This is a genomic window from Spirosoma luteolum (assembly GCF_054778875.1).
Map to the genome: position 1 here is coordinate 246,707 of NZ_BAAGZE010000022.1, position 12,775 is coordinate 259,481.

At 57.6% G+C, this 12,775-nt stretch carries 9 protein-coding genes and 1 tRNA gene; 3 read left to right on the forward strand and 7 right to left on the reverse strand.

Annotation, left to right across the window (positions count from 1 at the left end; all coding sequences use genetic code 11):
• Positions 1-11: 11 nt before the first annotated feature.
• The 4 genes from ACYVAC_RS20275 to ACYVAC_RS20290 form a co-directional block, all read right to left on the reverse strand.
• Complete coding sequence (locus tag ACYVAC_RS20275; RefSeq protein ID WP_461099626.1) at positions 12-794, reverse strand: hypothetical protein; 783 nt, start codon at positions 792-794, stop codon at positions 12-14.
• Between the two features lie 362 nt (positions 795-1,156).
• Positions 1,157-2,443 (reverse strand): adenylosuccinate synthase, encoded by a 1,287-nt coding sequence (locus ACYVAC_RS20280; RefSeq protein WP_461099627.1) that lies wholly within the window; start codon positions 2,441-2,443, stop codon positions 1,157-1,159.
• A gap of 206 nt (positions 2,444-2,649) precedes the next feature.
• Positions 2,650-3,186: a Fur family transcriptional regulator gene (locus tag ACYVAC_RS20285; RefSeq protein WP_461099628.1), complete on the reverse strand. Its 537-nt coding sequence runs from the start codon at positions 3,184-3,186 to the stop codon at positions 2,650-2,652.
• 146 nt (positions 3,187-3,332) lie between these two features.
• Positions 3,333-5,603: a RelA/SpoT family protein gene (locus tag ACYVAC_RS20290; protein WP_461099630.1), complete on the reverse strand. Its 2,271-nt coding sequence runs from the start codon at positions 5,601-5,603 to the stop codon at positions 3,333-3,335.
• Between the two features lie 235 nt (positions 5,604-5,838).
• Between ACYVAC_RS20290 and ACYVAC_RS20295 the strand changes: the two genes are divergently transcribed.
• The 3 genes from ACYVAC_RS20295 (at position 5,839) to ACYVAC_RS20305 (ending at position 8,085) form a co-directional block, all read left to right on the forward strand.
• A tRNA-Leu gene (locus tag ACYVAC_RS20295) sits at positions 5,839-5,920 on the forward strand.
• Positions 5,921-6,022: 102 nt separating this feature from the next.
• Positions 6,023-7,387 carry a trigger factor gene (tig, locus tag ACYVAC_RS20300; RefSeq protein WP_461099631.1) on the forward strand — a complete coding sequence of 455 codons (1,365 nt, stop codon included), beginning with the start codon at positions 6,023-6,025 and terminating at the stop codon, positions 7,385-7,387.
• A 245-nt stretch (positions 7,388-7,632) separates the two neighbouring features.
• The gene (locus ACYVAC_RS20305; RefSeq protein WP_461099632.1) at positions 7,633-8,085 is read left to right on the forward strand and encodes a DUF2147 domain-containing protein; all 453 of its coding nucleotides are present in this window, start codon (positions 7,633-7,635) and stop codon (positions 8,083-8,085) included.
• Position 8,086: 1 nt separating this feature from the next.
• Here the strand turns inward: ACYVAC_RS20305 and ACYVAC_RS20310 are convergent, their stop codons facing one another.
• From ACYVAC_RS20310 to ACYVAC_RS20320, 3 genes are all read right to left on the reverse strand, one after another.
• Entirely contained in the window at positions 8,087-10,435 is a 2,349-nt protein-coding gene (locus ACYVAC_RS20310) for a TonB-dependent receptor (RefSeq protein ID WP_461099633.1), read from the reverse strand.
• A 59-nt stretch (positions 10,436-10,494) separates the two neighbouring features.
• Positions 10,495-11,808 carry a tetratricopeptide repeat protein gene (locus ACYVAC_RS20315; RefSeq protein ID WP_461099634.1) on the reverse strand — a complete coding sequence of 438 codons (1,314 nt, stop codon included), beginning with the start codon at positions 11,806-11,808 and terminating at the stop codon, positions 10,495-10,497.
• 109 nt (positions 11,809-11,917) lie between these two features.
• The coding region (locus ACYVAC_RS20320) for a T9SS type A sorting domain-containing protein (protein ID WP_461099635.1) at positions 11,918-12,775 on the reverse strand (858 nt) is incomplete at its 5' end.

Here is a 12,775-nt window from a genome sequence, read left to right on the forward strand (position 1 = left end):
GTTTGGCTCGGCTACCTGGGCATGAAAATCTGCTGCAATGCGCCCCAGAGCCGTTTTTTGAGTGTCACGTCGGCTTCGATGGTGGGCAATGAGTCGGCCATCAGAAAATTGATGCCGAAAAAGCGCACCGGCAGGTAGCGGTCCATGGCAATGTCCAGATTGACCCGGCTGAACGGTACGCCAAACGTGATGAAATGGTGAACATGCTTGCCTGTAACCATTTCCGCGAAATCGACATCGCGAACGCCATTCAGATTGAGCAGATCGACCCCGTCGATATTCAGGTTCACCGCTTTTAAAATCTTTTCCAGAAACAGCAGGTTGCTGGGATCCAGTTCTTCGTCGGCCAGCAGCAGTACTTTGTGGTGCAGCTCGGGTACCCGGGCAGCCGGCTGAGTCGGCGGCAAGGTGGTGGGAACCGACGGACGCGCTGGCACAACCGGCAGGGGCACCGATAGACTGACTGGAAGTACCGTATTTTCCGGGCGCTCGACCAGGTGGTCGGGTACCGCTGTCGGGGCTGGTACGGGTACGCTGACGGGAGGGACCAGGGCGGGTGCAGCGGCTATGAGGGGCTGGGATGCGGGGGAAGCTGGCAGGTGATCGCTGACGGGAGTCTGCGGTTGGGCCAGCCGGTCGAGATCGGCCAGCAGGTCGCCTGTAACCGGCTCCGGTTCGGTGGCCGGCAACCACGTGTCGTCGGTCGTCGGCATGGGCATACGCCATGATTCGCCGGGTACGCGGTATAATTGATCCGTCTGGTAAAGCGTCTGGTAGAAGTTGGTCAGCGACATGACGCAAAGATAGGCACCCGGGCGGGTTTTCGGCCGCTGCCCGCGGGCGATGCCCGTTGGCCGGCAGCCTCGCCGACCGGCGGTTACTCAGTAAGAAAAAAGCCCGGCGACGCAGTGGTCTACCGGGCTTTAAGAGGCAGTCAGGGCCAGGCTAGTTGCCTGAAATATCCTGCTGCTAAGTACGTTACGGTGGTATAAAGTCGTTACAGTGGGTACGTAGGCCCGTCCAGTGACTGACCTGAGACAAATATACAACGCAAATTTTAAATGCAGAATATACTTAGGTATTTTTTTGTAAACGAAATCGCCCGGCCTAACGTTAGGCCGGGCGATTTCGTTTACAAAAAGGTAAGTAATGGCGATCAGGCAACGGCCGCCTGCCGGTGAATGATCGCTTCGCGGTCGGGGCTGGTCGAAATAAAGCTGATGGGAAGTGCCAGCGTTTCTTCCAGGAACGCCACGTATGCTGCCAGTTCGGCAGGCATGTCCTCGTAGGCGCGGATGTTGGTCAGGTCAGCCTGCCAGCCTTTAAAGGATTTATAGACGGGCGTTACGTCGATATCGGTCAGGTCATACGGCATCCGATCGGTCAGTGTGCCATCGGGCAGCTTGTAATGGGTGCAGACCTGAATCTCGTCGAAAATATTCAGTACGTCTACTTTCATCATGACCAGTTGCGTTACGCCATTGATCATGATGGCGTAGCGAAGGGCAGGCAGGTCGAGCCAGCCGCACCGGCGCGACCGGCCGGTCGTGGCGCCAAACTCATTGCCTTCCTTACGAATGCGCTCACCCGTTTCGTTGTTCAGTTCGGTCGGGAACGGGCCACTGCCCACGCGGGTGCAGTAAGCTTTGAAAATGCCGAACACTTCGCCAATCTGACGGGGGGCAATCCCGAGGCCGGTGCAGGCGCCGGCTGCCATCGTGTTTGACGACGTTACAAAGGGGTATGAGCCAAAGTCGATATCGAGCAGCGATCCCTGGGCCCCTTCGGCCAGTACGTTCCGACCCGCCTGCAGCGCATCGTTGACCGCATATTCGCTGTCGGTCAGAACGAACTGCTTCATGAACTCAACGGCCGCGAAGAAATCGGTTTCGGCCTGGGGCAGTACTGATGCGTAGTCGTAGTTGTTCTGTTCGAGAATAATTTTGTGGGCCGCCACCAGTTTGCCGTATTTGTCGGCAAAAGCGGGGGAGAGGATATCGCCCACGCGCAGGCCCTGGCGGGCTACTTTATCCTGATAGGTGGGGCCGATGCCGCGCAGGGTCGAGCCGATTTTCGATTCGCCCTTGGCCTGTTCGTAAGCCGCATCGAGCAGGCGGTGCGTCGGAATAATAAGCGAAGCCTTGCGCGAAATCTGGAGGTTTTTCGTCAGCGGCAGGTTGTACTTGGCCAGCCCGTCGATTTCCTTTTTGAAAACAATGGGATCGAGCACAACCCCGTTGCCGATGATGTTCTGGATATCGCTCCGGAAAATACCCGACGGAATCTGGTGCAGTACGTGCTTGAACCCGTCGAACTCAAGCGTATGCCCGGCATTGGGGCCACCCTGAAACCGGGCTACTACCTGATACTGGGGCGCCAGAACGTCCACAATTTTACCTTTTCCTTCGTCGCCCCACTGGAGGCCTAATAACACGTCTACCATACTTGTGATTGATTGCCGACCGGGTGTCGATTCCCGATGGCGTATTGAAAAGCGCCGGTGGTCATCGCTGGGTTAGCAGGAAGGGATGACACAGCCAGCCGAGAGGTTCGTCGAAAATAGCCGCTTCAAAGGTCGGTTGGGGGGGCGTAAAAACCAATACATCGCACCCAATTCGACCCGAAGGGGCCGGGTCGGGTTGCTGCTGGTCAACGCCCCTGCACGTCGGCCGGATACGAAAGGGTGCCCTGCTGGCCCTCGGGCATGTCGGCACTGGCCTTGTGGGCGCGGTTCTCGCAATGATCGCGGGCGCAGGCCCCGTAGAAAATCAGCGAGTGGTGCATGACGTTGAACTTCAGCATGTCGCCGACCATGTTCTGAATGTTCTGTACCCGGGGATCACAGAATTCCATCACTTTGTGGCAATCGGTGCAGATCAGGTGGTCGTGCTGCCGGTAGCCATACGATTTTTCGTACTGCGCCAGGTTACGGCCAAACTGATGCTTGGTGACTAGATCGCAGTCGACCAGTACATCGAGGGTATTGTAGACGGTAGCCCGGCTGACGCGGTACCGTTTGTTTTTCATGGATATATACAGTTCGTCGACATCGAAGTGATCTTCCCGATTGTATATCTCTTCCAGTATGGCAAACCGTTCGGGCGTTTTGCGCAGCCCTTTTCGTTCGAGGTAGGCTGTGAAAATGGTCCGGGCGGCTTCCAGGTTTGTTTGCTTCGGCGCTGGCATGTCCGTTCCAATTGGGTTATATACTGACAAAGGTAGGGGTTTCGGACTGAGGTTTGCGGTGTAGGGTCGGGTGAAGTTCGTGGTTTATGGTTCGTTGTACTGCCAACAGCTACGACAAACCACAAACCACGAATCGCAAACCCCCGCTACGAGTCGAATCGCAGCACTTCGAACACACCCTGCACCCGCTCAAGTTTACGCATGAGCGTTTCGAGGTGCGCCGTGTCGTGGACATAAAGCCGGATGTTGCCTTCGAAAACACCGTCTTTGGAGTCAATGGCGACTGAACGCATGTTGATGTGCAGCTCGTTGCTGATCACCCGCGTCACGTCGTTGATCAGGCCCACCCGGTCGGTACCCGTAATACGCAGGCCCGCCAGAAACGCCAGTTCTTTCTGGCTCGTCCATTTGGCCTTGATAATGCGGTTGCCGTGGTTCGACATTAGTTCAACGGCGTTGGGGCAGGTGACGCGGTGGATTTTAATGCCATCGTTGATGGTCACAAAGCCAAAGACGTCGTCGCCCGAAATGGGGTTACAGCATTTCGACAGCGTGTAGTCGATGCGGTCCATGTCCTCGCCGATCAGCAGCATATCGGCATCGGCCCGTTCGCCATGAATTTTCTTTAGCTCCTTGGCGAAGGTCTTGCCGTCCTGGATGGCGTCGGTGTTGATTTTGTTGGCCCGGTTCTCGCGCGCTTCCTTATCCGACTTGAACTTGCGCAACTCCTGCACGTCGACGTGCCCTTTGCCCACGCGGTAGAAGAAATCGTCGGTGGTTTTGGAGCCGAAGTAGGCCCGAAGCTGATTGATCAGTTCGTTGGTCATCTCCATCCGCAGCACGCGCAGTTTCTTTTGTACCAGCTCGCGTCCGTCGGTGACGTACCGTTTGTTTTCCTCCTTGATGAGGTCTTTGATCTTGGTCTTGGCCTTCGAGGTCACTACAAACCGCAGCCAGTCTTCGCTGGGTTTCTGGCGGTTAGAGGTAATGACTTCGACCTGATCGCCGTTCTGCAGCACGTGGCTCAGGGGCACCAGCGTATTGTTGACCTTGGCGGCCATGCAGTGTGCCCCGATCTGGGTGTGAATATCGAAGGCAAAATCGAGGGCGGTGGCACCCCGCTGCAGCACTTTCAGGTCGCCCTTGGGCGTAAACACGAAGACTTCTTCACTGTACAGATTGCTCCGGAAATCATCGACAAACTCAATGGCGGCTTTCTTGTCGCCACTCCCGGCCGACTCGATCATGTCGCGTACCTGACTGATCCAGGTTTCGATACCGGCGCCGGTCTGGGTGTCGTTGCCTTTGTATTTCCAGTGAGCTGCGTAGCCTTTTTCGGCAATCTCGTTCATCCGTTCGGTCCGGATCTGAACCTCCACCCACTGGCCTGACTTGCTCATAACGGTGGTATGCAGCGATTCGTAGCCGTTGGTACGGGGCGTGCTGATCCAGTCTTTAAGCCGGTCGGGGTTGGGTTTGTAGTGATCGGTCACGATCGAATAGGCCCGCCAGCAGGCTGCTTTCTCCTGATCGGGGGGCACATTCAGAATGATCCGCACGGCAAACAAATCGTAAATCTCCTCAAACGGCTTGTTCGACTTGTTCAGCTTGGTCCAGATCGAGTATATGGACTTGGGCCGGCCTTTAATCACGAAGGGCAGCGCCGTATCGCGCAAGTCGCTCTCGATGGGTTCGATGAAGCGGCCGATAAACCGGTCGCGGGCCAGCTTGGTCTCGCGCAGTTTCTTGGCAATGTCTTTATAAGCGTCGGGCTCTACATGCTTCAGATATAAATCTTCGAGCTCGGATTTGATGGCATACAGCCCCAGCCGGTGGGCAAGGGGGGCGTAGATGTAGATTGTTTCAGAGGCAATTTTGAGCTGCTTGTCGCGGGGCATCGAATCGAGCGTCCGCATGTTGTGCAGCCGGTCGGCCAGTTTGATCAGGATCACCCGCACGTCGTCGGAGAGGGTGAGCAGCATCTTGCGGAAATTCTCGGCCTGCTGCGACGTGCCGTATTCGAAGTAGCCCGAGATTTTGGTAAGGCCATCGATGATGCGGGCCACTTTAGGGCCGAAGACGTGGTTGATGTCTTCGATGGTCGTTTCGGTATCTTCGACCACGTCGTGGAGCAGGGCTGCCACGATACTGGTAGGACCCAGGCCAATTTCTTCGACGGCGATCTGGGCAACGGCAAGCGGGTGGTAAATATAGGGTTCGCCGGACCGACGGCGCATGTTTTTGTGGGCTTCGGCCGAGGTGTTGAAGGCCCGTTTAATCAATTTCGCATCGTCGCCCTTTAGCATGGGTTTTGCCGCCCGCAGCAAACGCCGATAGCGTTTCAGAATTTCCTGGCGCTCCAGTTCAAGGTCGATTACGGGCTCGGGGGTCGAGCGCCGTTCGGTAGCATTCATCATTGGCAGGTTATATAGTCAGAAGGGCACAGGCCCGGCGGTTGTACTCGTTCTACCAAGTTAACAATTAAATAATGGGAAAATGAGCCGTCGAACCGGAAAAATAAAAGCTGCCCACCGAGGATTTGGTCTATTCGGAAATTTTTGTACTTTTGCACCCTCAAACGAGCAAAGTTGTAGCGTACGACGGGCACACAGGCCGACGTGGAAACGATAGAACGGAGCCGTTGATCTACCAGCGGGCGTGGCGAAATTGGTAGACGTGCCAGACTTAGGATCTGGTGCCGCAAGGCATGGGGGTTCGAGTCCCTCCGCCCGTACAAGTACCTAAAGAGCGAAAGAGTGAGAGAGCGAAAGAGCGTTGTGCCGAACGACTCACTCTTTCATTCTTTCGCTCTTTCACCTTTTAAACTACTATTTACGTGGAGATTACCCTCGACAAAGCCAGCGACACCAACGCATCGCTGAACATTAAGCTGACCCCCGCCGACTACAAACCCGAAGTCGACAAGAAACTCAAGCAGTACAGCAAAACCGTTGCGCTGAAAGGCTTCCGGCCCGGTCACGTGCCGGCGTCGCTCGTACAGAAAATGTACGGTAAAAGCATCCTGGTCGACGAGATCAACGCGCTGCTGAGCAAAACTGTCAGCAACTACATCCGCGAAAACAAACTGCAGGTAGTAGGTGATCCCGTTCCCAACCGGGAGCAGGCCGATGCGATCGACTGGGATACCCAGGGCGATTTCGCGTTCAGCTACTCGCTGGGTCTGGCGTCGGATTTTGATATCGACTTTGCCGATCTGCCTGCTATTAACCAATACGACATTCAGGCCGGCGACGCCGAAGTAAGCAGCACCATTGCTGACCTGCAACAGCGTTTCCACGAGCATACCCACGCTGAAGAAGTGGGCGATGGCGACACCATCTACGGCGAACTGAAGCAGGTAGCTGCCGAAGGCACGGAAGGCTTTTCGGCCAAAACTGCATTCCCGATGAACCAGATGGCCGATGAGGCCAAGGGTCAGTTTGTTGGCAAAAAGAAAGGCGATGTAGTTACGTTTACCCTCGAACAGGCGTTTCCCGATGAGAAAGCACGGGCTACGGCTACCGGCGTGAAGAAAGAAGAAGCGGCCGATCTGACCGGTGAGTTTACGTTCGCTATCGACGATATCACCCGCCACGAACCGGCGCAGCTGAACCAGGAGTTCTTCGATAAAGTACTGGGTCCCGGTGCCGTAACCAACGAAGATGAACTGCGTACGAAAGTAGCCGAAATCATCAAAGGCAACTACGGCCGTGAATCAGGCCAGCTGCTGCGGCTCGACATCGAGAAAGCACTGCTCGACACGACGCCGATTCTGCTGCCCGACGAGTTCCTGAAATCGTGGCTTCTCGAGGTGAACGAAGGCAAATTCACGCCCGAGCAGATCGACGAGCAGTACGACGACTTTACCAAATCGGTGAAGCTGCAGCTCATCAAGAACAAGATTGCTGAAAAGGCTGATATCAAGGTCGATCAGGAAGAAGTGCTCGAAGCAACCCGTCAGATGGTGCGCGAGCAGTTCGGTTTTGCCGGTGGCGAAAACGAAGAGATGAATCAGACCATCGACCGGATCGCCCGCAACTACCTGACCGATGAGAAAAACAACGGCCAGAACTACACGAGCACCTTCAACCGGGTGTTCGACGATAAAGTCATCGACTACGCGAAAAGCCAGCTGACCCTGGCCTCGCAGGACATTACGGTCGATGAGTTCAAAACGCTGGTGGAAAACCGCCAGGCATAAGCCGCATTTGGTCATAAAGAACCGACCCCGTCAGGCAACTGGCGGGGTCGGTTTGCGTTTGGGGCTGCCCCGCCGGGAACTGCGTTGACAAAATAACAGAGGGCATTAATCCCTGGCGGCTAAAACTGGTCAAACGGATGGGTTTTGCCGAAGCCCCGCAACAAACTGTTCGGGCCGGTAGTTTTGCCTTACACCAGTTGCCGGTGCCTGGCATCCCGACCCGTCGCTTTATCGTAAATAGTTGCATGAACCGTATCCGACTGATTCCCCTGTTGTTGCTTGTTGCCCTGTTTGTATCGGCCAGCGCACCCGCCGATGATCCCGATGCGCTGCTGGGACGGTGGCTCAGCTCCAAAAAGCGTAATCAGGTGCTCATTTTCAAGCAGGGAACCAAATACTATGGCAAGCTGGTCTGGATGCTCGAACCCAACGAGCCCGGCACCAGTCGCCCTAAAACCGATGTGCATAATCCGGAGCCATCGCTGCGCAACCGTCCGCTGATGAACATGGTCATGCTGACTAACCTGACGTACAAGGGTAATGGAACATGGGGCGACGGCGAAGTGTACAACCCCGAAGACGGCAAGACCTACAGTTGTGAGGTCAGTATGCACGATCCTAACCTGCTCGATATTCACGGCTACGTGATGGGTATCAGTTTGCTGGGCCGCACCAAAACCTGGACCCGGGTTCGATAGACTAAAACTGCCGGTTGAGGCTGAGCCGGGCAAAAAACGGACTTCCGGGCGTAAAGTGAATCTCGGTGACGGGCGCTGCCTCGCCCCTGAGCCGGCTCTCGGTCGCGAACTGGGTTTCTTTCCAGCGCACGTTGAACAGGTTCTGAATCGACAGACCCAGTGTATAGTGTCCGCAGACGTAGCTCGCCTGCACATCGTTCACAAAATACCCCTTCGCCACCAGCGTATTGGTTTCATCGGCGGGCCGGTCGCCCATGTACCGGTAGCGGATCGATCCGCTCAGACCGTGGCTGGTTTTGAGCGTAAGGCCCCCCACTGAGGTAATGACCGGCGCCAATGGCAGGTAATTCTGCCCGGCTTCGGCATCGACCGAGCGGGGTTTGGCCGTGTTGAGATCGAGATCGGCAAAGAGCGTTTTGGTCAGCTGATAGCGTACCGACAGATCGAGGCCCTGCCGGCGCGACCGGCCGCTGGGCTCGACCACCCCTTCATCACCTACGTACACAAACTCCTGCTGGAGCCATAGGTACCAGGCCGCTGCGTTGATGAGCAGTTTTGGAAACGGCTTGTAAACCAGGCCCAGATCAGAGCCGTAGGCCGCCGGCAAAATCTGGCGCCCCTGCTGGGCCACCACGACCCGCGTATCGTTGCTATGAAACCCCTTGCCCGTGTTCAGATAAAGCTGCAGCCGCGGATTGGCCGTGTAATACAGGTTGAGTTTGGGCAATATGATGGCCTGCCGGGCCCGGCCAACAGCAGCGGGCTGCACCAGCCGATCGGTGTACTGATCCCGGAAATAATCGGCCCGGATACCGGCGTTGAGTGTCCAGCGCGGGGAGAACTGAATCAGTTCGTCGACATAAGCGCTGGCGTTGAGCTCGTTTATATCGCCGTAGCGGAGCTGGTTGAGCGTAATGTTGCGGTCTTTGGTGTGGGATAGTTCGGTGCCATTGGTCAGGTCCTGCCGGTACTGCACACCCAGGGTGGTGGTCCACTGGCTGCGGCCCAGCGTAGCCTGGCTCGACCAGCTGCCATTGTAGCCAAACAGCTGGCGGTGCTCGCGCTGCCGGATCTGGTCGCCGTTGACGGTGTCGACTTTAAAAAAGGTGAAGTTAGAGTACAGCGCGAAGGCGTAGCGGCTGTAGTAGAGCTGCTGCCGGATTTCGTGGTTGGCGGGGGTGTGGGTGGTGAGTTGCAGGTTGATGTTGGTGCGGCTCGTCTGGCCCCCTTCGGAGGGATCGATTGATCCGAAAAAACCCGTGAGTCCTGATGCGATGGCCCGGTCGGGAATCTGGCCGGAGTGATTCCAGCGGCTGAAAAACGTTGAGCCGGTCAGCGTCAGACTGGTCGACGGGCCGAGGTGGCGGTGGTACTTGCCCATCGCGTTGATGCGGTTGAAATACTGCGGGCTGTCGAAATAAGCGTTCGAATAGGAATACTCGGAAGCCAGGTAAGCCGACTCGCCCCGGGTAGCTACTACGCTGGCCGGAATCAGGTTGACACCGCCCACCACGCGGTAAGTATCGAACTGACCGCCTTCGAGCTTCAGAAACGAATGGTCGAGGAAAGTACGCGTCCGGAAATCGGCCCAGCCGGCCGTGGTAAAATTGCCCTTGTCGGCATTGTAGGGCCCTTTTTTGAAATCGACCCCCTCGATCAGTTCCGGGATCACGAAGTGCAGATCGGCATAGCCCTGCCCGTGGGCGTGCGAAACCATGTTGACGGGCATACCATCCACGGTAAGCCGGATATCGGTGCCGTGGTCGAGATCGAAACCCCGCAGAAACAGCTGTTCGGCCTTACCACCTCCCGCGTGCTGCCCGATAAACAAACCCGGAATGAGCCGCAGCACTTCCTGGGCGTTGGTGATGGGCCGCAGTTTGATATCGAGGTTGCTGATAAGCGTCTGATCGTGGGCGCGGGGGGAAGTCACCACCACCTCGGTTAGTTCGAGCGGGGCGGGGCTGAGCGTGGTGCGGAGCACCGTGGGCTGATCGTCGAGCACCGTAGCCGGTGTTGCGAGTGGCCCGTAGCCCAGGTGCGAAAACTCGACCGTGTAGGTTGCCGCCACGAGGCCCGCAAACCGGTACTGCCCCAGTTCGTTGGTAAGGGTGGCTTTTCCGAGCCTGGTCAGCTGCACATGAACGCCCGCCAGGGGCCGGTTCGTGGTCTGGTCATACACCGTACCCGCCAGCGTACCCAGGTGGGCAAAGGCCGACGATGCCTGAACGAGGAGTAGCAGGATCGTTAGCCACCCGTCCCACAACCGTAGTTTGCTGCCCCTGACCAGACAAGACCGGAGTAGAACGGGCGTTGTAACGGTGGGGGGGCAGGTAGCGTAACGAGGCATAGGCGTAACTGAATAATCGGGTAAGCAAAGAACCAACCTCCACCAGAACAGCGACGGGACTAGAGCGACTGATTTGGGTTTGTTTTGCGGGCTTCGGCAATCAGCCGGGCACCCGGCCCCGTATGGCCAAGCGCCAGTTCAACGGCACCCGCCTGCCGGAGCAGTTCGGGGTCTTTGCTGCCCGTGCGAAGGGCAACCTGCATGTGCTGCTGAGCCTTGCTGAGGTCGTTGCGGTTAAAGTAAACCCAGGCCAGCGCATGGTTTACGTCGATGTTTGCGGGGCGCTTTTTGAGTTCGTTCAACCCGTAGACCAGTGCCGAGTCGGACTGCCCCATGCGGGTGTACAGTTTACATAGCTCAAGATCAACGGCGTGGCCCGATCGGGCATCTTCGCCAAGCATGGTAACCACCTCGGCGTATTTGGCGCGGGCCCTGGCCGAATCCCCCTGCAGAGCGTATATATCGCCCATCGCTTCGTGGAATGAAAATTCGGGCATGATGGCGGCCGCTTTGGTGAGCAAATCGAGCGCCTGCGGATACTGTTTGCGGGCCATCAGCACCTGCGCCTTCCCCTTCATGGCAAAGGCATAGCTGGGCCGCATGCTCAAAATACCGTCGTACTGTTGTTCGGCCTCGGCCAGCCGACCGGTAATTTCGTAGAGGTGGCCGAGCGTGTTTTTGCTCCAGCACTGGGGCTCCGACCCGGGCAGCCCGGCCTGTACGGCCAGCTTCATGGCTTCGATGGCGCCCGGATAGCTGCCATAGATTTCGCGCAGGTACGACGCCCGGGAGTACGACTCCAGCGAGGGCTTCAGCTGCTGCATCCGGTCCGACATGGTAACGGCCTCGGCGTAGTTGCCCAGCTCCACGTTGGCATCCACCAGCACACCGTAGACATACGCATTGCTGGGGTTGATCTGCCGGGCGTTTTCGGCCAGGTCACGGGCTTCGGCAAACTGGTGCTGCGACATTTTTACCGACGCCTTGAACGTGGTGGCGTCGAAGTTTTTGGGATCCATCGACAGCACTCCGTCAAGGATTTTCAGAATGGCGGGGTAGTAATAGGGGTGCTCTCCGGTGATGCGGGCTTCGGCCAGGTAGATCATGGCTACCTGCAGCCGCAGCTTCACATTGCCCGGTTCGGCGTTGATCTTGGCAGTCAGCTCGGTTACTTTCTGCTGGGTACGGGGCCATTCGGCGGCCGCGGCCAGCTGGCCGCGTCGCTGGTACAGGGGGGGGATATCGAGCGTATACCCGGCGTCGGCCGTGGTGGTCGTATCACCGGACTGCGTCGATTTCGTACAGCCCGGAAACGTCAGCACCGCTGTGCTGAAGGCGGCCAGAACAAGAAGCGAACGAAAAGGTCTGTTCATGATTGGAAGGAGTTCGTCGGAAAAGAAACGGGACAGAAGGGTAGTTCGGCGTCGGGCAGCGGCAACCCCCGTGGGGAGTCGCTGCTGCCCGACAACCGGCTACCGGTATTTACTGACGGACGATTTTAACGGTCTGCCGATCGGTTGGCGTTGTCACCTGCAGGAAATAAACGCCCGTGGCATGACCCAGCCGAACGGTCCGGCGTTCGAGGGGCGCGGCTTCACTCACCGACTGCTGGCTGATCTGCTGCCCGCGGCTGTTGGTGATGCCCAGCCGGACGGCCTGCCCGGCGGCTCCCGTAATTTCGACGGTTACCTCTTCAGCTGCGGTGGGGTTGCCCAGCACCCGAACGGTCAACGGTGCTGTCGACTCGGCCGCCACGCGTGCCTGACCGCAGCGGGCCCGGAACTCGAAGCTGTAGGTTACTTCCGATGCGGGCTCGCCCACGTAGCGGGCTTTGACCAGCAGGGTACTGCGGCTGTTTCGGTCGTTCCGCAGTTCGGCTTCGATCTGGCGGTTTACGTTGGTGCTATAGCCCCCGTTGACTACACCCGCAGCCTGGTATTCGACGGGCCGGGCCGGATCGCCCCCGGTGCGGCCGAACGTGATATCGCCCGACGTACAATTGTAGGCGACCACCGTTGCGGCCAGCGGAGTCATCGTAGCCGCCGTTGGGCCGGCATACTGGGGTCCGTTGAAGGCGCGCCAGGGGTTCTGCTCGTAGGGGAAACTGGCTTTCAGCGTCGTGTCATTTTTGGTAACGCCCGCGTCGAAGGTCAGCACCTTCAGCAGATTCGGCGTAACGGGACTGGGCGAGGTGGCTGGGTTGTAATCGTCGTACCAGAGCCCGATGGCCGCCAACACCACACCCGACACGGCCTGCAGCTCAATGGTCGTCACATCATCCTCCAGCCGCCGGCCGTTGGGGAAGCCGTCCATGTTGGGAATAAACTGCAGGGCCGCCGA